Raw genomic sequence first — 23,206 nt, 5'->3', positions numbered from 1 at the left:
CCGAACAAACAAGACAGTTAAAGGAGAAACACAATGGGTATGTTTTCAAGAATGTCAGATATCGTACAGGCGAACATCAATGCCATGTTAGATAAGGCGGAAGATCCTGAGAAGGTCATTCGCCTGATCATTCAGGAAATGGAAGAAACGCTGGTGGAAATGCGCTCCGTGGCAGCGAAGTATCTGGCTGAAGAAAAGTATCTCGATCGTCAGGCTGAAAAGCTTCAGAAGGATGTTGACGGCTGGATGGCAAAAGCTGAGCTGGCGATGGATAAAGGCAAGGATGATCTGGCGCGGGCAGCGCTGGTACAGAAAAACGCTTTCAGCGACAAGCTGGCAGCCATTGAATCTCAAAAAGTGCAGTTAACTGAAATGTTAAGCAGTATTCAGGAAGACACCGGTCGTCTGCACGCAAAACTGGCTGAAGCCCGTCAGAAGCAAAAGAGTCTGGTGGCAAGAAAACAGAATGCCGGCGTGCGTCTGAAAGCCCGCAGTGTTACTCACAGCGAGCAAATTGAATCGGCAATGGCGCGTTTCGACAGCTACGAACAGCGTATTGAGCACCTGGAAGCGCAGGTTGATGCCTATGATGTCACCGATGGCAGCGGGCAGTCTCTGGAAGCTCAGTTTAAAGCGCTGGAGACCAGCGATGCCATAGATGCTGAACTGGCGGCCATGAAGAAAAAACGCGCTGCCTGAACGATAACTGAAATTGATACGGCTACGTGCCGGATGGCGCGTACCGGCCATACAGGAGAATATGATGAAATTTCCGCAAACTGATAAACGAATCTACCGCGATACCAGCAACGGCGTGATAAGTGGCGTCTGTGCAGGCCTGGCAAAATACCTTGATGTGGATGCGACCTGGGTAAGAGTCGCCGCTGTTACCGGATTGATCCTGTTTCATGTGCCGGTATTAATAGCTTATATCGCAGCAACATTTCTGTTACCAAGGTGGGCGTAATGAAAAATGCATTTATGGCTGTCATCATTGCACTGATCCTTGTTTACGCCTTTGGCAATCTGTTTAATGACTGGTGGGGTATTCATTTGATGATGGGTGACGATATGTTGTCGCCGTTAGAAAATTTTGCCGCTGCATCGGCGGTGGGTCTGGTGTTTGTTGCAATCGGGTTCATTGTCGCACTGAGTGTGTTCGGGACGCTTGCTCTGGCTGTCTTTGCCTGTGTAGCAGCGCTGCTGGTGACGGGGCTGAGTGCACTATGGCCGGTGTTACTGGTGGCAGCCGTCATCTGGCTGTTCCGCCGTCCCCGTCAATCCCGAACGGTGTATCCGAATCATTAAGTGATGGAAAAGCGAAGTAAATTAAGGCGAAAATTCGCCGTCATGATGCTAAAGTGCAGGTACATGGTAATAAATGGGCGTTTACAACGCCCATTTTGTCATTAGAAAAGGATATTAACGTTGAGCATTAAACAATACTTAAACACCAAAACGATTTCAGCAACCGTGCTGATCCTGTTTTTACTCTTTTGGTTAATTGGCGTGTATTGGAGTGTCGAGCCTGACACATTTGATGTAAGACAGTCTGTCGCTGCAACGGCAGAAAACCCCACTCAAACTGAAGTGCCCGGATACACTGTAACGACCACGTTGATTCTGGTAACTGAACATATGCTGGATAAGCCGGGCGGATATCTGTCAAATGATGTTATGCCCCCCGGCCTCTTTTTAGACAACATGCCTGCCTGGGAATACGGGGCGCTGGAAATGATCCGTGATTTGTCGTTGTCCATGCGTAAGGATTTCAGCCGTTCTCAGTCCCAGTCTATTGAAAGCCCGAATCTGACAAAAGCACAGCCGGAATTTAACGTAAACAGCCGGAGCTGGGCGTTACCGTCTGCAGAGTCATCTTACCGTAACGGTATCAAGGCATTAAAAGCCTACAGAGCAGAACTGGTAGACCCGACCCGCGGCGACGGTCAGTTCTATACCCGCGCCGATAACCTGCGGGACTGGTTGAAGCAAGTTGAAAAACGTCTGGGTTCTTACTCACAGCGTCTGAGCGCCAGTGTAGGTTCGTCGCGGATGAATACAGACCTTGCCGGTGATAAAAATGCCAGACAATCTACACCGACTGTAAATGAAAAAGTGGTGAGAACCAGCTGGTGGAAGCTGGACGATAATTTCTATGAGGCCCGCGGTGCTACCTGGGCAATGCTACACTTCTTAAAAGCGGTGGAAATTGAGTTTGCGGATGTACTGGAAGACAAAAACGCGCTGGTCAGTTTGCGTCAAATTATCCGTGAACTGGAAGCTACACAACAAACAGTGTGGAGTCCGATGATTTTAAACGGGGATGGTTTCGGTATGATGGCGAACCATTCTCTGGTAATGGCGAATTATATTTCCCGTGCTAATGCAGCACTAATCGAACTGACTGAACTTCTCAATCAAGGATAATTCATGAAAAAATGCATTATGGCAGTAGCAACCGCTGCAGCTTTATCTGCATCGCCTGTAATGGCAGACACACTGGCCGGTCTTTATCTCGGTGGTCAGGGATGGCGCACAAGTACGTCAGGCGGCTTCGCTGATGACGGCACATTTTCCAATGACAGCACGATGGCTGACTTCAACTTTGACAGTCAGGCAAACTCTTCCTTATATATCGCTGTTGAACATCCTGTGCCGTTTTTGCCAAACGTGAAGGTGAACTACACTACGCTGGACTCAGATGGCACCACTGCGCTGCAAACCAGTTTCACCTTTGATGGCGACTTGTACACCACCGGCAGTGATATTTATACGCAGGTAGAAATGTCCACCACCGATCTGACACTGTATTACGAGCTGTTTGACAACGACCTGGTCAGTTTTGATTTGGGTCTGACAGGCAAATACATCGACGGTACATTGTTTGTCAATGATGCTGATACACAGACCAGCGGCGAGCTGCCTTTTTCCGGTGTTATCCCCATGGCTTATTCACGGGTTGCTGTAGGCCTGCCGTTTACCGGTCTGGGCGCTTATGCCGAAGGGAATTATCTGTCGGTTGGCGATCATACCTTCAGTGACTATCAGATTGCGCTGACGTATTCCTTTATTGAAAGCCTGGCAGTAGACATGACGATTCAGGCTGGTTACCGGAATGTGGAAGTGGATCTGGATGATCTTGACGGTGCCTATGCTGATATGAGCTGGGATGGTCCGTTTGCGGGTATTGAAATCCACTTCTGATCCCGCTGACCGGCTGGTCAGATAAAACCGCCGGACTAATCTGCGATTGTAAAACTGCCGTAAGCATTGCTTGCGGCAGTTGTCTTTTAGAGGGTGATCACATTTCAAGAGTGCTTTTTAAAAACTTTAGAGCATAAAAAAGTGTGATTTATTCTTTTCTCTTCTCAAAAAAAGTCGATACCTTTACGCTATCTCAATAAGGCTTATGAGTTATGTCAGCGAATTCGAATCAAAATCAGGCACCCGGTGCGGTGCTCAATGAGCAACAATGGAATGCGATTACGCAGGCCATTGCAGGCTTAAACCGTGATCAGCTTACCTGGGTAAGTGGTTACGCAGCAGGAATGGCAGCCGCGCAGGGTGGTGCTGTTGCACCTCAGTTAGCAGCGCCGGCGGCGGCAGCGGGCAATGCCCCGGTGCTCACCATTCTCTATGGCTCGCAAACGGGCAATGCAAAAGGTGTTGCTCAGCAGTTTCAGGCGCAGGCCGAAGCAGCAGGGTATACCAGCAAACTGATTAGCATGGCTGATTACAAGCCCCGCCAGATCAAAGCAGAAAGCCACGTTGCTGTGTTTGTCAGCACACACGGTGAAGGTGATGCTCCTGATGATGCAGTGGAATTCCACGAATTTTTAGGTGGCAAAAAGGCGCCTAAGCTGGATGGTCTGAAATATGCGGTACTGGGTCTGGGTGACAGCAGCTACGAGTTCTTCTGTCAGACAGGCAAAGACTTTGACGAGCGTTTAGGCAAGCTAGGCGGTTCGGCTGTTGTTGCACGTCAGGACTGTGATGTTGATTACGAAGATTCAGCGAAGAGCTGGGGTGAGCAATTAATTGCTGCGTTGAAGGACGACTTCGCCGGTGCACCGGCAGGCGCTGCGGTTGCTGTGCAGTCAGGTTCGGCAGTCGCCGGCAGTGCAGAGCAGACCTACACGAAAAAGGCGCCTTTTGCAGCTACGCTTATCGAGTCGCAAAAAATTACCGGCCGCGATTCTGTTAAAGACATCCGTCATGTCGAAATCAGCCTGGAAGATTCCGGTATTCAGTACCGTGCTGGTGATGCACTGGGCGTGTGGTTTAAAAACGCTCCGGCACTGGTTGAAGAGATGTTATCTCTCACCGGCTTAAGCGGCAGTGAAGAAGTGAAAGTGGCTGATGCTACAACGACTATCGCAGATGCCCTCGCCGGGAAGCTGGAACTGACGCTGAGTTATCCGACTTTCGTCAAGGCTTATCAGCAGGCTACCGGCTCTGATGCTCTGGCTGTGCTGATTGAAGATCCTGCTCAGTTACGGACTTATCTGGCTGAGCGTCAGATCATCGATATCGTACGGGAACATCCTGCAAAGGTTGATGCGCAGGTACTGACTGATGCATTGCGTCCGCTGACGCCCCGTTTATATTCCATTGCTTCCAGTCAGGATGAAGTGGAAGACGAAGTGCATCTGACCATCGCTCATGTTGATTATGAAGCCTTTGGAAAACGCCATCAGGGCGGCGCATCCGGCTTCCTCTGTGAACGTCTGGAAGAAGGCGCTGAAGTGGAAGTGTACATTGAGAAAAATGACAACTTCCGTTTGCCAGAAAACCCGGATACGCCAGTTATTATGGTTGGGCCGGGCACCGGTATTGCGCCGTTCCGTGCCTTTATGCAAGAGCGTGACGCACAAGGTGCAGACGGTAAGAACTGGTTGTTCTTCGGTAATCCTAATTTTACTCAGGATTTCCTCTATCAGGTTGAGTGGCAGGGCTACGTGAAATCGGGTCTGGTTGACAAGATCACACTGGCATTCTCCCGCGACCAGAAAGAAAAGATTTATGTGCAACACCGTCTGATCGAAAACGGTAAAGACGTATTCGAATGGTTAGAAGCCGGCGCACATTTCTATGTGTGTGGTGATGCAACCCACATGGCAAAAGATGTTGAAGCTGCATTGTTATCAATTATTCAGCAGCACGGCGGCAAGTCTGAAGACGACGCTAAAGAGTATTTAGTTGCCATGCGCAAAGCGAAACGTTATCAGAAGGATGTTTATTAATGAGTAACGAAAAGTCTCCTTTTATTGTTGAAGGCAAACTGGCCGACAACGAACGTTTGAAGCGTGAAAGTAATAATTTACGTGGCACCATTGAGCAGGATCTGAAAGACGATCTCACCGGTGGCTTCACGGCTGATAACTTTCAGCTGATCCGCTTCCACGGTATGTACCAGCAGGATGACCGCGATATTCGTCCTGAGCGCGCAAAACAGAAGCTTGAGCCGCTGCATAACGTGATGCTGCGTGCCCGTTTACCCGGCGGTATTATTTCTCCTGAGCAGTGGCTGGTTATCGACAAGTTTGCTGAAGAGCACACCATGTACGGCAGTATTCGCCTTACTACCCGTCAGACGTTCCAGTTTCACGGTGTACTGAAGCCGCATATCAAGCTGATGCACCAGACGCTGAACAGTACCGGTATCGACTCTATTGCTACTGCCGGTGATGTGAACCGTAACGTACTGTGTACTTCCAATCCGGTAGAGTCTCAGCTTCACGTAGAAGCTTATGAGTGGGCGAAGAAGATTTCCGAGCACCTGTTGCCGAAAACCCGTGCTTATGCCGAGATCTGGCTGGATGGCGAGAAAGTTGAATCTACTGAGAAGCCGGTTGAGCCGATTTTAGGTGATAACTATCTGCCACGTAAGTTCAAAACTACTGTTGTGATCCCACCGCAAAACGATGTGGATGTTCACGCTAACGATCTGAACTTTGTCGCTATTGCTGAAAACGGCAAGCTGGTGGGCTTTAATGTGCTTGTTGGCGGTGGTCTGGCAATGACCCACGGTGATAAGTCTACGTATCCCCGTAAAGCGACTGATTTTGGTTTCGTCCCGCTGGAAAATACGCTGGATGTAGCGGCAGCAGTGGTAACGACTCAGCGTGACTGGGGTAACCGTGTTAACCGTAAGAACGCGAAAACCAAATACACCCTTGAACGTGTGGGCGTTGAAAACTTCAAAGCGGAAGTGGAAAAACGTGCAGGTGTGAGCTTTGCTGACAGCCGCCCGTATGAATTTACTACCCGTGGTGACAGCTTTGGCTGGGTTGAAGGTATCGATGGTAAGTACCACCTGACTCTGTTCATCGAGAATGGCCGTATTCTTGACTTCCCGGGCCGTCCGCTGAAAACCGGTTGTAAGGAAATCGCGAAGATCCACAAAGGTGACTTCCGGATGACCGCAAATCAGAACCTGATTGTTGCAGGTGTACCGGCGGATCAGAAAGCTGTGATTGAAAAAATCGCCCGCGATCACAAGCTGATTGAAGACGATACATCTAACCAGAAGCTCGACTCCATGGCTTGTGTGTCGTTGCCAACCTGTCCGCTGGCGATGGCTGAAGCTGAGCGTTATCTGCCGGAAGCGGTTGACCGCATGGAAGGACTGTTATCACAACATGGCGTTGCAGATGACAGCATTATCTTCCGTATTACCGGATGTCCTAACGGGTGTGGCCGCGCCATGCTGGCCGAAATTGGCCTTGTGGGTAAAGGTCCGGGTAAATATAACCTGCACCTGGGCGGTAACCGTGAAGGTACGCGTATTCCGAGAATGTATCAGGAAAACATCAGTGAAGATGAGATCTTCTCGGAACTTGATACATTGATTGGTCGCTGGGCGAAAGAACGTGAAAGCGGTGAAGCGTTCGGTGACTACGTCGTCAGAGCAGGCATCATTGCGCCTGTTGTTGACTCAGCAAGAGATTTCTATGACTGATACCTTAATCGACACCACATCACCGCTGTCACTGGACACCAGTGCGGCGGAGATTGCAGCAATTAATACAGAGCTGGAAGGCATGGATGCGGCTGGCCGTATTGCCCGGGCACTGAAAATGCTGCCCGGCAACGCGATTTTGTCTTCCAGTTTTGGCGCACAGTCTGCGGTGATGCTGCATTTGCTGACTAAAGCAATGCCGGATATTCCCGTGGTTCTGACGGATACCGGTTATCTTTTTCCGGAAACCTATAAGTTTATTGATGAGCTTACCGAAAAGCTCAATCTGAACCTTAAGGTTTATCGTTCTGACATGACCTCCGCCTGGCAGGAAGCCCGATTTGGCCGTTTGTGGGAACAGGGTGTCGAAGGCATTGAGAAATACAACCGGATGAACAAAGTTGAACCGATGCAACGTGCGCTGAAAGAGCTCGGTGCGGGTACATGGTTTGCCGGTTTACGCAGAAGTCAGTCTGATACCCGGGAAAAGTTACCCGTACTGCAGAAAGTTGGCAATCAGTTCAAGGTTTATCCGATCATCGACTGGTCGAATAAAGATTTGCACTACTATCTGAAAGATAACGATTTGCCGTATCACCCGCTATGGGAAGAAGGCTATGTGTCCATTGGTGACTGGCATACTACTCAGTCTCTGCAAGAAGGCATGAGTGAGCAGGATACACGCTTCTTCGGATTGAAGCGGGAATGTGGCCTGCACGAATTCGGTGACGGTATCTGATTGTTGACAGATGATCAGGAAGGGCGGCTGCCAGCTGGTATGCCGCCCTTTTTTATTTACCCGGTTATTCAATAATGAAAGACTGGCTGAGGCGTTGCTTAAGTGCATCCACATATGCCGATGCATTATGTCTGGTTATGAGTCTGGCAAGCTCTGCACCGGTACTGGTAAATTTATAGTATACAAAGGCAAGTCCCTGACCGGATGGGGTTACAGTAAACGTGTCGTTACCGGAACGCCATTTGATACCTTCAGACACCGGTAATTCACCACTTTCAATCTCACTGGCGAATATCAGTTTCATGTCGATAAGGGCAAGCAGATCCGGATAACTCAAGCCATAGGCAGCCAGGTTTACAGGCTCGGGCTGACGGTGACCAAATAAACGCCAGAAACCGGGCTTACGGTGATAGCCGGTAATCAGGCGGGGCACGGTATCTCCCTGACGTAAGCAGGACAAAGAGGCTGCTCGGGTAAACATTGCTGCATCCCGTTGGGTCAGCACTTTTAGTGTTTCCAGTGTACGCAGTGAAAACGCGCCGGGCTTACTGACTTCAACAGCAAAAATTTTTCCCCATAGTCCCTGCATCGCAGGGGAGTGAATATTCTCTGCCAGACGGGAAAATGCATAAAACCAGTCGGGATCAACCGGTTCATTGCTGGTCTCCGTTAAGCTGACACTCAATGCAACATCCATGATGGCTTGCAGGTTTTTTATGCGCGACAACGCCAGAATATCATTTCTGCGTTTTATCGCCTGCTGACGGGCAGCTTCATCCGGCAGAATCATGTTGTGACCTATGCCTGCACGGGCAAACAGCGACTGTATACGTTGCGCATTGTCACTGGCAGAGCGTGAAGCCGTGCTGCTTTTACGGGGTTCTGCCTGCGTTCTGCCGGGCTTTTCAGTTTTCACCGTGACAGCCGGCTGAACCGGGGGAGATTGACCGGAATCCGTTACTTTCATAGAGATAGCGTTCTTGTAAAGTCTGCTGGTACTGTACGCCCGCCGCAAAGGTTAAGCAACTTGTCGAATAACTTGCAAAAAGACAGCCAGCGAGTACGATTAAATAAGGCGATATATAAGGATAGATATTCGATGTCATCGGCTGGTTATGAAAATGATGAGCTTATTTTCTTAGATGAAGAAGCACATCCGGAGTTAGAGCCTCAGATCCACAAGGTGTGGAATGTACTTATTGTCGATGACGATGAGGAAATTCATACAGTCACAAGACTGGCGCTGGCAGATTTGATTGTCAGTGACAGAAAGCTGAATTTTATGCACGCCTATTCCGGTGAGCAGGCTAAAGCGTTACTTGAAGAACATGGCAGGGACGTGGCCATTATCCTGCTGGATGTGGTAATGGAAACCGATGATGCCGGTTTGCAGGTTGTGCAATATCTCCGTGAAAATCTTGATCTTCCGGAGCCCCGCATAATACTCCGCACCGGACAGCCCGGGTACGCCCCGGAAGAGCACGTGATCCGCACCTATGACATCAACGATTATAAAACGAAAACAGAGCTGACCCGCAGTAAGCTGCTGACCACCGTTTTGTCGTCAGTCCGCTCGTACCAGCAAATTCTGACCATCAGCCAAAGTCGTCTGGGCCTGCAGAAAATCATCGCCTCTGCTTCCAACTTGCTGGAAGAACACTCTGTGAAGGGGTTCTGTGAGGGAATCGTAACCCAAATCAGTTCCTTGCTCGGGCTGGAAGCTGAAGGCGTGGTGTGCGCGAGGGCGGGCTCCGTACTCGACAGAGACGACAATGGTGTCTACATACTCGGTGCGGCGGGCAACTTTGCCAGCTTTATCAATGAGCCTGTAGAAACCATTGAAGACCCTGCCATTGTTGAGAATATCAATCGAAGTTTACGCCTTAAAAAACACATTCTTGAAAATCACAGTTCTATTTTGTATCTGAACAGCTCGGGTTTTGAAGCGGCTGTTTATATGAATATGAATAAGGAGCTGACTCAGGTCGACCGGCAACTGCTCGAGGTGTTTCTTTCCAGTATTTCGGTGGGCTACGAGAACGTGAACCTCTTCCACGAATTAAGAAATGCAGCCTTCCGTGACTGGCTGACCCGGTTGCCCAACCGGAATGAATTTATCAACATGCTGGACCGGCCCTCTGTATCCGGTGCTGCCGATCTGTGTGTGGCGCTGGTAGATGTAAATCACTTTTCAGACATCAACGACGGTTTGGGTCAGGAAGCGGGCAACATGCTGCTGAAGGCCATTGGTGAAAGACTGGAAGCGAGTTTTGACGAGCGGGTGATTAAAAGCCGTATCGGGGGAGATGTTTTCGGTTTAATTGGTTCTGAATTGCAGGTCACACCGCAGGCGATAAACGCTGTGTTCTCTGAAAGCTTCACCGCCGGCGACCATACTTTACCTGTCAATGTGACCATCGGTCTCTACCGGATTGGCTCTGACAAGAGCATTGGTATCGATACGCTGAAGAGAACCAATATTGCCCTCAACCGGGCGAAGAAAAAGCTGGCAGACAACTTTGAGTATTATCAGCCTGAGTTTGAACAGCGAACAACCCGCCAGTTAAATATGATCAGGCAATTACGCACCGATTTTCAGAATCGCGTGTTGCAATTGTGGTTTCAGCCTCAGGTGGACCTGGTCAGTGAAAAGGTCATCGGTGTTGAAGGCCTGCTACGCTGGCCTGACGGAAAGGGCGGATATATTTCGCCGGCCGAGTTCGTGCCAATGGCTGAGTATTCCGGTTTAATTGTCGATATCGGTCACTGGGTGGTAGAAGAGTCATGCCGGCGCATAAAAGAGCTGACGGACAGTGGTTTCGATGATATCCGCGTAGCGGTCAATGTGTCTATCCCTCAGTTCAGAGACCGTCTGTTTGTAGAGAAGGTGAAAAGTGCACTGACACGCTATGGCTGTTCACCTAAACGACTGGAGTTGGAGATCACTGAAAGCGTGGTGATGGATGAACCGCAAATTGTCATAGACGCACTGACACTGCTTAAGGAGTTCGGCGTTGCCATTGCAATTGACGATTTCGGTACCGGTTTCTCCTCCATGAGTTATTTGCAAAAACTGCCGCTGGACCGGCTTAAAGTCGACCGCTCATTTGTGAAAGACATTAAGCCAGGCGAAAATGCAGTCATCGCAGAGACTATAGTGACACTGGGTAACAAGCTTGGTCTGGTGACTATTGCTGAGGGCGTGGAGAAGCGAGAGCAGGCCAGCTTTATGATTAAGCTTGGTTGCGACGAGGCTCAGGGCTTTTTGTTTGCCAAACCTATGCCCTTTGATGATCTGAAAGCATTTCTGATTGCTAAAAATAATGAAAGTGACGATGAATAGCATCGTCCCGGTGTGACACGATAAATTACGTATATTTTCGCTATTTTTGGTATTCAGATTAATACTAAATAATGAGTGGAAATGGCTGGTTATCACTTCTGAAAAGGTTGGGGCCGGCTAATCTTCGTTTATGCGGGTTTATCACATTGTGATTATAATGTTATCAGATGTCTGTTTTTGCTGCTCTTCAGGCTTCTCAGGCGATAGCTGAACGCAGTACCACCGGGGGATTCCCCTGATACTTCTAATTACATCCGGAAATATTTCATTGTGTCACATTACTGTCATATTGATGTGATCTGAATTTGACTGACCACCGTTTATACAGTATGCTTTATCATAACAGTATCCACTGTATCACAGGAGTAATCACATGCGTAAAACAATTATTGGCCTCGCGCTCTTAACGTCGTTTGGTGTTGCGCATGCGGAGTCTGGTGAAAGCCAGCTTTTCGATTGTATGGATGCGAAAACATTCGAAATGAATAACCAATGTATGACTGATCAAATCAGCAACAACATTCGTTACCGCGATGCACAACAACAAGTAACAGAGCAGGCGAGCGAAAACTTTGGCGACTACGCCATTGCTACAATGACTTTCGATGCTGAAAAAATGCAAATCGATATCGTAGCTCACAGAGACGCGCTTCAGGCTAAAAATAGCTTAGCAATGAACCGCTAATTTGTTCTGAACTGAAAAACCGGCTTTTTTGAAGCCGGTTTTTTTATGCCCGCAAAAGCGGGCTGATGTGTTAGGAAACCGGATTCAGAAAATCCGGTTGAGCCCGTTTAATGCTGCCACCCGGTATGCTTCTGCCATGGTAGGGTAATTGAAGGTGGTATTTACAAAGTAATCAATCGTATTCCCGCCATCTTTTTGCTGCATGATTGCCTGGCCGATGTGCACGATTTCAGAAGCCCGCTCTCCGAAGCAGTGAATACCCAATACTTCTTTGGTTTCACGGTGGAAGAGTATTTTAAGGCTGCCCACGGTGGTGGATGCAATTTGCGCGCGGGCAAGGTGCTTAAACTGGGCACGGCCTACTTCATAAGGCACTTTTAAAGCAGTCAGTTCCTGCTCATTTTTACCCACAGAGCTGATTTCAGGAATTGTATAAATACCAGTGGGTATGTCTTCAACCAGACCAGAGTTTGCTTTACCGGAAATCATGGCTTCTGCGGCAGAGCGGCCCTGATTGTAGGCTGCCGAGGCCAGACTCGGGTAACCAATCACATCACCGACCGCGAAGATATTATCGATTTCGGTACGGTAATTCTCATCTACCCGCAGTTGTCCCCGTGAGTCGGCTTTGAGCCCAACAGCATCGAGATTGAGCATGTCAGTATTACCGGTACGGCCGTTAGCAAACAGCAGACAGTCTGCTTTCATGCGTTTGCCGGATTCGAGTTCCATAATCACACAGTCGTCATGGCCTTGTACGCTCTTATAGGTTTCAGTGTGACGGATAACCACACCGTTGTTCCACAAGTGATAGCTCAGGGCGTCAGAGATCTCTGCATCAAGGAATGACAGCAGACGATCCCGCATATTCACCAGATCTACTTTCACACCCATACCCCGGAAAATGCTGGCGTATTCCGAACCGATTACCCCGGCACCGTAAATAATGATGTTTTGCGGCTCATGCTTAAGCGACAAAATGGTGTCTGAGTTATAAATACGGGGGTGATTAAAATCTATATCCTTAGGCGAGTAAGGGCGTGAACCGGTTGCCAGGGCAACCTGACGTGCAGTGATGAGATCCTTTGAGCCGTCGGGACGCACAATTTGTATTGTATTTTTATCAACAAAGCTGGCTTCACCGTGGATGAGGCTTACCCGGTTTCTGTCATAAAATGATGTACGCAAACGGGATTGCTTTTTAATCACGCCGCTTGCATGACTCATGATGTCCTGAAAAGTAACGTGGCGGGCAACCTGATTTTCCGAGAACAGTGAAGTGGTATTGTATTCAATCAAACGGCTGACAGAGTGACGTAAAGCTTTTGATGGAATTGTGCCCCAGTGAGTACAACCACCGCCGACGGCTTCGTAGCGCTCAATAACGGCGACTTTCTGACCGGCTTTGGCCAGCTGCATGGCCACACCTTCACCACCGGGTCCGGTGCCGATCACAATGGCGTCAAACTGATAAGAAGGTTCTGCGACTTTCGCTGTTTTCTTTGTCATGGTCGAAAATACTCAATGGTTGCTGTACCGGCGGGAACCGGTAGATACGTTGCTGGACTGGAATAGTGTCATGCAAAGTCTAGCAACATTCTGATAAGAAAGACAAAGTTTCCGTTGCCCATTTCCGGTTTCATCATGCATTTTTAGCGTCGGGCAGCGCCATCGGAAACGTCATGATAAATTCTGTGCCGTTGCCTTCTTTCGACGTAAACACAATCCTGCCGCCGAGCAAATTAGTAACCCACTGGTGAACGAGGTGCATACCAAGACCGGTATTGCCTTTGTTGCGCGCTGAAGTCACAAAAGGCTCGAATATAGTGTGCTGAATTTCATCCAGAATGCCACAGCCATCGTCTCTGACTTTGACTTCAAAACTGTTCCCCTTCTCACGGGCGGTGATGCAGACTTCCCCGTTACGTTTATTCGCAAAGGCATGCTCAAAGGCATTGGTGATAAGGTTCTGTAAAATTTGAGAGTAAAGGCCGGGGAAGCTCACAACTTCCAGCGTTTCCGGTATGTCTACTGTCAGTTTTACCCGTTTGGCGCTGGCCTGAGCTTCCAGCGTGCGGACCAGATCACCCACTACTCTGTGCAGAGAAAACTTCACCGGCGTTTCGCTTCCGCGGTCCACCGCCAGCCGTTTAAACCGTTTAATGAGCTCGGTTACACGTTCAAGGTTATGCTTAGACAGGGCCACGCTTTCCCTGGTATATGCCACGTAAGCATCGAGATCTGAGCGGGTCAGTCCGGTACTGATTTTCTTTTCCAGCGCGTCGAGCTGGTTATCAATAGCCGATACGCACATGGTTGTGCCGCCAATGGGGGTGCTCAGCTCATGGGCAACACCGGCTACCAGCATCCCAAGAGACGCCATTTTCTCTGACTCGACCAGTTCGTCACGGAGGCGGGTTTGTTTATCCAGAGCGGATTTCAAATCCTGTTTCTCCGTTAACAGTTGATCTGTCAGATGGGTAACATGGGATAACTGTTTCAGGTCCCTGGTAATCAGTAAGCCGGCAATAAAAAAGCAGCAAACGAAAGAAATTAATCCCGGTAATAGCGCATCTTTTACCAGTAAACCGTGGTAATCGGCGGGTGTGCGGGTGAGAATGAAGTACGGGTCAACCGTATGAGTGTGCTTCATTCTTAACTGCAAGGCTGCACCGCTGAACAACGCATCTTCTTCTCCGGAGACCAGGGAAACAGCTTTGTTGTTTTTTAGTTTCCCGAGAATATCAGGTTGAGCCAGCTTAATGTTCGCAGGCGTGACCCCGCGGCTGGCGGTCCATTCTTTTTCTGCATCAGGGTGCAGCATCCATTGAATGGCACCTTCGGAAATCAAAAGCTGCGTTTGCGTTTCTTCAAAGGTTTTCAGGTGGTCGAATAAAGACGTCAGGTCAAAATTAATCACCAGGAAACCTTCTCCAAGAGGATGAGAAGGAAATGTGTGCAGGATTGCCCGCACGGTCGGCTGAAAGGGCGTGACCAGCACACCATTTTCCATATTCAGATCGACGGAAGAAAGCGTCATGATCCCGGCCGGCTTTTGCTGTGCCTGCTTAAAGTAATATCGGGTGGACTTATCCTGTAGCTGTTCCGTCGGGACAATCTGAACGCCGTCGGCAAGAAAATTAACCCGTACCGTTTCAACCCCTTCGGGGTTCAGCCATCGCATTTGGGATACATTATTAAGCACACGGCCAATGCGCAGAAACAATTGAGCTTCCGTTTCATCCTGTAGCCCGGCAGACATAATATCTACCAGGTGCTCGTTAGCCAGCCTGGCGACATTGGTAATATCACCCAGTTCCTGACTGAAAGCGGTGTTGACCGATGATATGACGGACGCATGTTCAACACTCAGTGACTGCATCGACTGGTTATAGAACCATTGGTACACCAGTGACCCAGTCAGTACAGACAAAATAAAATTGCACAGATATAACCAGCAGGCCCTTTGCCAGTGTTTTTTCTCACTCATCGCCTTCGTCCGTTAAGCCAGTCGATAAGGTCGGGTAATGCCATGGGGCGGGCAAACAGAAAACCTTGTCCGGTTTCATACCCTTTACTTAACAACGCTTCCCGCTGTCCTTCAGTTTCAATGCCCTCAGCAACAACCTGAAAATGACATTGTTCAGATAGCCTGTGCACCATGTCCAGAATATGATCAGGAGAGTTCGGGGTCGCGGTATTTAGTGTATCGACAAAGCTCTTATCCACTTTCAGTGCTGAGGCCGACAATGTACTGAGGTGAGCCAGCGAAGAATAGCCGGTACCAAAGTCATCAATACTGACTTTGATCCCCATTTTCATCAACGTATTGAGTATCGGGTTGATATCCTCATAATCTTCCATGGCCTGAGTTTCAGTGATTTCTATCTCTATCTGCTCCGGCTGCACATTATGGGTAGCCAGCGCGTTTTCCAGTGCAGGAATGAAGTTGGGTGCTATTACATCGGCATGGGTCACATTAAACGCCACAGAGAAGTTATGCCCTGACTCTTTCAGCACTTTTGCAGCGTAGACAGCAAGCTCCATCACCAGGCTGTCCAGACGGGTGATTAACCCGGATGCTTCAGCAAGAGGGATGAACACATTGGGCGGAATGATTTCGTTACTTCCTGTGCGCCAGCGAATAAGTGCTTCCAGTCCGGTTGTCACACCGGTTTTCAGATCCACTTTCGGCTGGAAAACCAGAAAGAACGGGTGAGAGTCGGCAATGGCATCAGACAAAGATTTCAGCAGCTTGTGGCGGGTGCCCATTTCGTCCAGCAATTGTCGTGAAATGGTCTGTACGGAATGGTCCCGCCGTTTCCGTGAGTTATGCACCAGTTGCGCCGTCTTCAACGACTTACGTAAATCATCCAGCTCTAAATCTTTCACTGCCAGATGGCTGATACGATTCGTGACCCGTTGCTCAACATTATCGACATACACCGACAGCTCAGCTAACTGACTCAGTGAAGGTTCCTGAGACACTTTTTCCGTTTTATACAGCAGCGCAAAAAAACCATCTCCCAGATAACAAATTGTCATCGCTTTCTGACAGCGCTTTTTCATTTCGTTCAGACAGCCGGCAAGCAGGGCATGGCTGAAATCTGTGCCCAGTGTGATTTCACTGGTTGAGAAATCCGTCATATTCACCAGCACCAGTGAGGTTGAATGCAAGTCAGACAGTGACATATTGACGATTTCGCGGTGCAGCCAGTTTTTGTTCGGAATTTGCAGGGTTTCGTCAAAATAAGCTAGCATGGACAGTTTATTGAGCAATGCCAGGTTAACGAAACCATTGCCGATGTTTTCGCTGTACACCATCAGCAGTGTAATATGGCTTTGCTCCAGAGGCTTGGGAGATTGCACGATGACAAGATAGTGATTGTTATCTACATCTGCCGTATTGAAGTAGAGAATTGACCAGGTTTCATAAAACTGATGCTCATGGGTGTGCAGAGCAGTGTCGATGGCCTTCAGCAATCCGGAGCTCGCGTAAGCCTGATATTCTCCCAATAATTCTGACAGCATAGTGGCATCAGAACGGCTGAAGTCACCGCTTGATGCTACCACTTCACATTGTTCCATAGATGCCATGGTCGGGCGGTAAGCGCACACCACCCCCCCAGTTTCAGGAATGCCGATGACCCGGGATACTTCATTGAGCACGGTGTAGGTAAACTCACCCACATCCTGCTTTGACGTCAGGGCTCTGGAGGCATCCACAATCATCTGCAGTCCTCGTTTGGCGACGTACAATTCATTCAGATTGGACCAGGTTTTAATGTTACTGGAAACAATGCCTCTCAGCTTTTCTTCTGTCAGCTCAACTTTGTTCCAGTACTCATCAATATCGTATTCTTTAAACGTGTCCTGACGGGGAGCCATACCGGGCTGACCAGTGAGCAGGATAATCCGCACGCGGGAATTACCTAACACGGTTCTGATGGTGTTTACCAGGAACAGGCCTGCGTTATCCTGCTCCATCACAACATCCAGCAGGATCACCGCAATATCGTCGGTTTCTGCCAGAATGGTGGAGGCCTGAGCCGCAGAATTAGCGGTCAGAAATTTAAGCGGTTTGCCCCGCACTTTGAGGCCGCTTAAGCCCAGTTTGAGGGATTGTTGATAGCCCAAATCGTCTTCAACACTAAGAACTAACCATTCTCCTGACTGAGTATTACTGTCGTCCGGTTCAGATTCCGGGGAAAAGGTAAAAAGCTGTTCATCACTCATGCATCCGTCCGTACTAATAAAGGAAAAGCGAGGACTCTTATTTCAAAAAATACAGAGAAAACAGCAAGAGCAATCCATCACCTAAGTGTTGCCTATATTATTGATTTTGCAAGAAGGAGAAACAGAAACGCCGCTAAATAGCGGCGTTTCGGGCTGAGTTCAGACCAGCTGTGGTGAAAGTGTCTGTAACTGGAGCCACTTTTCTTTCTGGAGGGCGAGTGCGTGTTTGAGTTCCTTGTAATGGAAGTCAATTTCCAGTCGCTCAACCGAGCGCTTCAGGCACCGTTTACGTACATTCATAAGACGTTTTTTGGCGGCATAATAGGCAGACATCTTCTGTACTAACAACTCATACTCAGCCTGCACTTTTTGTAATAACTCATCAGCATCCGGCAGGGCGGCAAGTCTGGCATTGGCTTGCTGAAGTTGCATGGCTGCACGGGCCTTTTCAATCCGTTCTTCCGGTACACGGCGCAGATTTGTAGTCAGTCCCATATAAGACAGGCCACGGATCAGCCACTTGGTCGGATCGAACTGCCACCAGTAAATACCGTTGCGGTAATCATATTCAAAAATATGATGGTAGTTATGATACCCCTCTCCGAAAGTGAAAAATGCCAGGATACCGTTATCACGGGCTGTGTTTTTATCGGTGTAAGGCTGATTGCCCCAGAAATGAGCAAGCGAGTTAATAAAGAAAGTGACATGGTGGACCATGAATAAACGGAATACACCGGCAAAAAGAATCATACTCAGTACATCGCCGTTCAACCAGCCCAGCAAACCTGTGATCCCGAAGTTTGCGATAAGCACGATAGGCAGGTAATACTTATGTTGCCACATAACCACCGGATCTTTCTGTAAATCCCGGCAGTTGCTGTAATCGTCATAGCGATGAGACTGATATTCTCTCAGCATCCAGCCAATATGGGCGAACCAGAGGCCCTTTTTAGCTGAGTACGGGTCTTTGTCGTTTTGATCCACATGACGGTGATGGATACGGTGATCGGAAGACCAGTGCAGGATACTGTTTTGCAATGCCATTGCACCACCGATGGCGAGAATGACCCGTACAACAATATTGGCGTTATAGGTTTTATGAGACCACAGACGGTGATAGCCGGCAGTAATAGACATACCGGTGAAATAAAATAATACGACAGCCGTCACCACTTCCGTGGTGTCGAATCCCATGGTGACCGCCCAAAGGGGCACTGCCAGTAACGCAATTGCACCGGTAATAATAAATACCAGAACATTGGTCAGGATAATTGGTGGTTTTTTCATGATAACAACTCGGCTTACAACTGTACGCTAATTTATCGTTTTCACCGGGCGCAGGCAAGGGAAAAGCGACATTTTCAGCTTTAAGTATAGTGCAGATTCTGTGAAACTGATGTGCCGTCATCGCCGGGGTAAGGTACAATCGATACCGTTTTACAGGTATCCGGAATGAAAAGAAGGAGTTGGCGGTGAGTCGTCAGGAGCAAAAATTAAAAACCCGCCAGAATATTATCAATGCTGCTTTTGGTTTGCTTGATGAGCAGCGCAGTTTGTCTGCTATCAGTTTACGTGAAGTCTCCCGTGCAGCCGGTATTGCGCCGACTTCTTTTTACCGTCACTTCAAAGATATGGACGAACTCGGTCTGACGCTGGTGGACGAGGCTGGTCTTGCACTCCGTCAACTGATGCGTCAGGCAAGACGCCGTATCGCCAGTGGCGGCGGGGTTATCGATACGTCGGTTGATACCTTCATGGAATTTATTACCGCCAATACTAACGTGTTCAGATTACTGCTCCGTGAACACACCGGCACCTCAACTGCTTACCGGATGGCAGTACTGAGGGAAATTCAGCATTTTATTGAAGAACTGGCTGATTATATTGTTGAAAGTCAGGGGGCAGAGCATCAACTGGCAAGTCTTCAGGCAGAAGCCATGGTCCGGCTTGTATTCAGTGCCGGAGCTGAAGCATTAGAAGTGGATGTGCCGTTGAGGCAGGAAATTGGTCACAGGGTAAAAGCGCAATTGCGTTTTGTACAGTTGGGGGCAAAAGTCTATCGCCCCCGGAAAGTCAAAAGTGAGTAATTAACGGTTTTTCTTAACCAGTTTTACGCCAGCTTCAATGTGGTGCGTAAAAGGGAATTGATCGAACAAGGCAGACGCCACCAGATCGTGGGTTTGCGACAATGTCGCCAGGTTCGCTGCCAGCGTATCGGGATTACAGGAAATATAAATAATTTCCGGATAGTCCTGAATCATCTTCAGTGATTCTTCATCAAGACCGGCTCTTGGCGGGTCAACCAGTACAGTCGTAAAGTTGTATTCTGATAAATCAATGCCGTTAAGGCGGGAAAACTGACGTCCGGTTCTTAATGCTTCTGTAAACTCTTCTGCAGACAGACGAACAATCTCCACATTGTCTATATTGTTCACTTCAATGTTAAATTGCGCAGCGTTAACCGAAGGTTTGGCGATTTCAGTGCCGATGACTTTGCGAAACTGGCTGGCCATAGGCAGTGAAAAATTACCGGCTCCGCAGTACATTTCAAGCAGATCGCCGCTGGTGTTTTCACACACAGACAATGCCCATTCGATCATGCGGCAGTTCACTTTTGCATTCGGCTGGGTAAAGCTGTTTTCGATATGCCTGAATTGATAGGGTCGTCCGTTTACCGGCAGCGATTCGATGATAAAGTCATTGCCCAGAATTTTCTTCTGCTTACGTGCCCGGCCGATAACATTCACTGTGCCGAAGGTGTCTGACAACGTATCTTGCAGTGCCCTGGCAGCCGTTTCCCATTCATCATCCAGCTGACGGTGATACAGAAGGCTTATCACCAGTTCACCTGACAACCCGCTCAGATAATCAATCTGAAATAACTTCTTTCTCAGTACCGGGCTTGAACGAAGTTCTGTCATTAGAATTTGCATAGCGGCATTGATGGTATCGCTTGCCGGCGGGAAGGTGTCAACGCGATACTTTTCTTTCGTCTCGCTGTTGAACATGATGTGATACAAGTCATCGCCATCATGCCATACCCGAAATTCTGCCCGCATGCGGTAGCCGGTTTCTTCAGAGGCAAACACAGACATCTCAGTTTGACCATATTGATCAAGTAGTTGTGACAGTCGCGAGATCTTTTCGTCTAACTGCGCGGTATATTGCTGACTGTGTGTCTGAGTTGTCATGGTAATAGCTTCATCTTGATTGCCGGGCTGCGCATTGTAGTGTCTTAAATTATTTGTGCAAACACTGTTCTGAGATTGCATTAAAATTAAACAATTCGTTAAGTCTGCCGATAACTAATGTGAGGTTAGTGAGGACAACATTATGAACGTGGGTGAAATTAAGGCATTTGTTAGTGAGCAGAAGCCGGCTGTTGCAGAACAGAAGGCACCTGAAGACCCTAACAAAGCAATCAAAAAGCAGTTACAGCAGGATGGACTTCGTCAGGCTGCTGAATTTCAGCAGCGGCAAACCGCAATGGTAAGCGTCAGTAGTTCGCAGACGACCATTGGCCTGAAAGTCTACAGTTCGTCAATGGAGCAACAGGTTACCGTTGACGGACTGCGTGGTAAGTTTGCAAAAGATGATTCGTCAGATAAAGAAAAGGAAACCTCTTTATTTGATTTTGAGGAAGTGGCAAAAAACGTTATGCGCTTTGTCGGTGGTGTGATTCAGGGCGCTGCAAGAGGTGGTGCGGATGAAGAGAAACTCGGTAATCTTTTTTCGCAGGCGAGAGAAGGGGTTTCCCGTGGAATTGCCATGGCAGAAAAAGATCTTGGAGGCCTGATGAATGATGATATCTCAACAGGCATCGACAGGAGCCGCAGTCTCATCGAAAACCGCCTTAATGCACTGGAGTCGGATCTGCTCGGTATTCAGAATGAAGATCAACTTGCTGCAGGCGGTGTTGCGTCAGCTTTGAACGTTAATAGCAGCAACTCAGAATCTGCCAGTCTGACAATTCGTACCAGAGATGGTGATGAAGTGCAGTTGAGCTTTGAGAGTCTGAGGGCTTATCAATATGCCAGCCAGCAAACCGTCGCTTATACGACTGAACAGGGGCAGGGTGGTGAAGGTAATGGTTATCAGAATATCGTTGCAACAGACAGCATTTCTTACTCGTACTTTGATCGTCAGGGGATCAGTTTTTCTCTGAAAGGTGAGCTGGATGAAGGTGAGTTAACGGCCATTGCAGATTTAGTGGATTCCGTTAACGATCTGGCTGACACGTTCTTTGGTGGCGATCTGGATAAGGCGTTTGAGAAAGCGCTGGAACTGGGATTTGATGATCAGGAACTTACGGGTTACGCATTGCAACTGAACAGAACGCAGCAAACGGAAGTTGTGAAAACTTACGGTGCTATTCAGCATTATCGTGACGGTAGCGATTCCGGTTCGCACGGCGATGAAGCGAAGCCTGTTGCACAATATCTGAATAAGATGCTTAACGTCTTTGATTCGGCGAGACAACAACTGGCTTCAGGTGAAGACTTCAACACTCTGATAAATGGCCTGATCAACGAAATGAAGGATGTACAGGTACCGGATTTAGTCACAGCTATAAATCGTTTCCATAGTTTCAATCAGCGTTTACTTGACGCAATGCCGGGCGAGCAACAGAAAACTCAGCCTGTAGAGCCTCCGGCAAGCGAAAGCTGAAAGATACGGGCGGACTATTAAAGTAGTGATGCCCAATTCAATATCCAGATAAAAAAGAACCCCGGCATGCCGGGGTTCTTTAATGTTAGTGTAGTACGACTACTCGGTTTCTCCTTTTTCCCTTGCAGCACGTACTTTCAATGTTCTTTCCAGAAATACTTTATCGTTTAGTTCCGTAATAGCTGAATCTACGTCGCGGGTAATGACTTCGATAAATCCATACCCTTTACGTTTTCCAGTACGACGGTCCTTCATAAGACGAACACTCTGAACTTCGATGTAATCCTTGAAATATTCTTTCACTGCATCTTCGTTCGCTTTATATGGAAGATTACCTACATATAAAGTGGCTGTTTCTCCGGAAGTATCAGAAGTCACATCAGCATTCACTGAAGAGGACGTTGAAGACGAACTCAGCAGAGATGCAAGCCAGGGTGTAACGATACCGCTAATAAGCAAAGACACTGCAACGGTGACAGGAAGACTCGCTTCCAGACTAGCGGAAGAAACGATGAGATAACCTGCGATTGCGAATACCGCGCTAATTACTGCGCATTGAATAAAGCCTACTTTCATAAACCTACCTTTAATTATTTTAGTGAAACGTTGGAGGCTGTTCATAGTTTACTCATTTGTAACAAATTGAACAATGGTCTGATGAAATAGTAGACGAAAGACCAATAAAAAATAGACTTTTGTTGGAAAACCAGGCGTTTGAGTTCGAATTCGAAGAAAAAGGTCAAAAAGGATAAAAAAGGGGTTGACGAAAAATCTCTGATGCGTAGAATGCGCACCACTTCGACGGGGAACGTCAGACGGTCCACGAAGAAGTCGTTATAAGAACTTAATAATGGTTATTTATAACGGTTTTCACTGAAAACACTTGAGAAATTAAATTTCAAAAAGATGTTGACACTGAAAACGAAACGCGTAGAATGCGCGTCCCGCTTCAGGGAGAAACGCTGAAGCAGCTAGCCGAGGTTAGCAATTGTTCTTTAAAAATTTATAACAAGACAATCTGTGTGGGCACTCGTTAAGAGTGTCAACCGACGATTCATAAAAGTTTTTCGATAT

Annotated in this window: 19 protein-coding genes; 12 read left to right on the top strand and 7 right to left on the bottom strand. The window is 48.2% G+C overall.

Going from position 1 to position 23,206, the window contains the following annotated elements; genetic code table 11:
• Positions 1-33: 33 nt before the first annotated feature.
• The 8 genes from pspA (at position 34) to ACXAGR_RS22035 (ending at position 7,700) form a co-directional block, all read left to right on the top strand.
• Complete coding sequence (gene pspA, locus ACXAGR_RS22070; protein ID WP_474846021.1) at positions 34-699, top strand: phage shock protein PspA; 666 nt, start codon at positions 34-36, stop codon at positions 697-699.
• 61 nt (positions 700-760) lie between these two features.
• Positions 761-967 (top strand): PspC domain-containing protein, encoded by a 207-nt coding sequence (locus ACXAGR_RS22065; RefSeq protein ID WP_474846019.1) that lies wholly within the window; start codon positions 761-763, stop codon positions 965-967.
• The gene (locus ACXAGR_RS22060; protein WP_474846017.1) at positions 967-1,308 is read left to right on the top strand and encodes a hypothetical protein; all 342 of its coding nucleotides are present in this window, start codon (positions 967-969) and stop codon (positions 1,306-1,308) included. Before ACXAGR_RS22065 ends, ACXAGR_RS22060 begins: the two co-directional genes overlap by 1 nt.
• A gap of 126 nt (positions 1,309-1,434) precedes the next feature.
• Positions 1,435-2,427, top strand: coding sequence for a DUF2333 family protein (locus tag ACXAGR_RS22055; RefSeq protein ID WP_474846299.1), 993 nt, complete (start codon positions 1,435-1,437; stop codon positions 2,425-2,427).
• Positions 2,428-2,430: 3 nt separating this feature from the next.
• Positions 2,431-3,204: a TIGR04219 family outer membrane beta-barrel protein gene (locus tag ACXAGR_RS22050; RefSeq protein ID WP_119502511.1), complete on the top strand. Its 774-nt coding sequence runs from the start codon at positions 2,431-2,433 to the stop codon at positions 3,202-3,204.
• Between the two features lie 212 nt (positions 3,205-3,416).
• Complete coding sequence (locus ACXAGR_RS22045) at positions 3,417-5,243, top strand: assimilatory sulfite reductase (NADPH) flavoprotein subunit (RefSeq protein WP_474852546.1); 1,827 nt, start codon at positions 3,417-3,419, stop codon at positions 5,241-5,243.
• Positions 5,243-6,961, top strand: a complete 1,719-nt coding sequence (cysI, locus tag ACXAGR_RS22040) for an assimilatory sulfite reductase (NADPH) hemoprotein subunit (RefSeq protein ID WP_474852544.1) — start codon at positions 5,243-5,245, stop codon at positions 6,959-6,961. Before ACXAGR_RS22045 ends, cysI begins: the two co-directional genes overlap by 1 nt.
• A complete protein-coding gene (locus ACXAGR_RS22035; protein WP_303574826.1) occupies positions 6,954-7,700 on the top strand; it encodes a phosphoadenylyl-sulfate reductase in 747 nt (248 codons plus the stop codon). Before cysI ends, ACXAGR_RS22035 begins: the two co-directional genes overlap by 8 nt.
• Before the next feature lie 64 nt (positions 7,701-7,764).
• Here the strand turns inward: ACXAGR_RS22035 and ACXAGR_RS22030 are convergent, their stop codons facing one another.
• Positions 7,765-8,667 (bottom strand): TIGR03899 family protein, encoded by a 903-nt coding sequence (locus tag ACXAGR_RS22030; protein ID WP_474852542.1) that lies wholly within the window; start codon positions 8,665-8,667, stop codon positions 7,765-7,767.
• Between the two features lie 132 nt (positions 8,668-8,799).
• Between ACXAGR_RS22030 and ACXAGR_RS22025 the strand changes: the two genes are divergently transcribed.
• Positions 8,800-11,043 carry an EAL domain-containing protein gene (locus tag ACXAGR_RS22025; RefSeq protein ID WP_474846009.1) on the top strand — a complete coding sequence of 748 codons (2,244 nt, stop codon included), beginning with the start codon at positions 8,800-8,802 and terminating at the stop codon, positions 11,041-11,043.
• A gap of 373 nt (positions 11,044-11,416) precedes the next feature.
• Entirely contained in the window at positions 11,417-11,728 is a 312-nt protein-coding gene (locus ACXAGR_RS22020) for a pyridine nucleotide transhydrogenase (protein WP_119502505.1), read from the top strand.
• 84 nt (positions 11,729-11,812) lie between these two features.
• Here ACXAGR_RS22020 and sthA read toward each other — a convergent pair whose 3' ends face one another.
• From sthA to ACXAGR_RS22000, 4 genes are all read right to left on the bottom strand, one after another.
• Complete coding sequence (sthA, locus tag ACXAGR_RS22015) at positions 11,813-13,237, bottom strand: Si-specific NAD(P)(+) transhydrogenase (RefSeq protein WP_303574822.1); 1,425 nt, start codon at positions 13,235-13,237, stop codon at positions 11,813-11,815.
• 133 nt (positions 13,238-13,370) lie between these two features.
• Positions 13,371-15,218, bottom strand: coding sequence for a sensor histidine kinase (locus ACXAGR_RS22010; protein ID WP_474852540.1), 1,848 nt, complete (start codon positions 15,216-15,218; stop codon positions 13,371-13,373).
• A complete protein-coding gene (locus ACXAGR_RS22005; RefSeq protein WP_474852538.1) occupies positions 15,215-17,464 on the bottom strand; it encodes an EAL domain-containing protein in 2,250 nt (749 codons plus the stop codon). Before ACXAGR_RS22005 ends, ACXAGR_RS22010 begins: the two co-directional genes overlap by 4 nt.
• A 159-nt stretch (positions 17,465-17,623) precedes the next feature.
• The gene (locus ACXAGR_RS22000; protein WP_474852536.1) at positions 17,624-18,751 is read right to left on the bottom strand and encodes an acyl-CoA desaturase; all 1,128 of its coding nucleotides are present in this window, start codon (positions 18,749-18,751) and stop codon (positions 17,624-17,626) included.
• A gap of 185 nt (positions 18,752-18,936) precedes the next feature.
• Here ACXAGR_RS22000 and fabR point away from each other — a divergent pair, with 185 nt between their 5' ends.
• Complete coding sequence (fabR, locus tag ACXAGR_RS21995) at positions 18,937-19,551, top strand: HTH-type transcriptional repressor FabR (RefSeq protein WP_119502500.1); 615 nt, start codon at positions 18,937-18,939, stop codon at positions 19,549-19,551.
• On the opposite strand, the gene trmA is transcribed toward fabR, so the two are convergent.
• Positions 19,552-20,655, bottom strand: a complete 1,104-nt coding sequence (gene trmA, locus ACXAGR_RS21990) for a tRNA (uridine(54)-C5)-methyltransferase TrmA (protein ID WP_474852534.1) — start codon at positions 20,653-20,655, stop codon at positions 19,552-19,554.
• Positions 20,656-20,797: 142 nt separating this feature from the next.
• Between trmA and ACXAGR_RS21985 the strand changes: the two genes are divergently transcribed.
• Entirely contained in the window at positions 20,798-22,132 is a 1,335-nt protein-coding gene (locus ACXAGR_RS21985; protein WP_474852532.1) for a DUF5610 domain-containing protein, read from the top strand.
• 99 nt (positions 22,133-22,231) lie between these two features.
• Here ACXAGR_RS21985 and ACXAGR_RS21980 read toward each other — a convergent pair whose 3' ends face one another.
• Entirely contained in the window at positions 22,232-22,708 is a 477-nt protein-coding gene (locus tag ACXAGR_RS21980) for an RNA recognition motif domain-containing protein (RefSeq protein ID WP_119502498.1), read from the bottom strand.
• Positions 22,709-23,206: the final 498 nt, after the last annotated feature.

The sequence above is a fragment of the Alteromonas sp. ABH4_457 genome (assembly GCF_056160625.1).
This window is presented reverse-complemented; position numbering and strand designations above follow the sequence as displayed.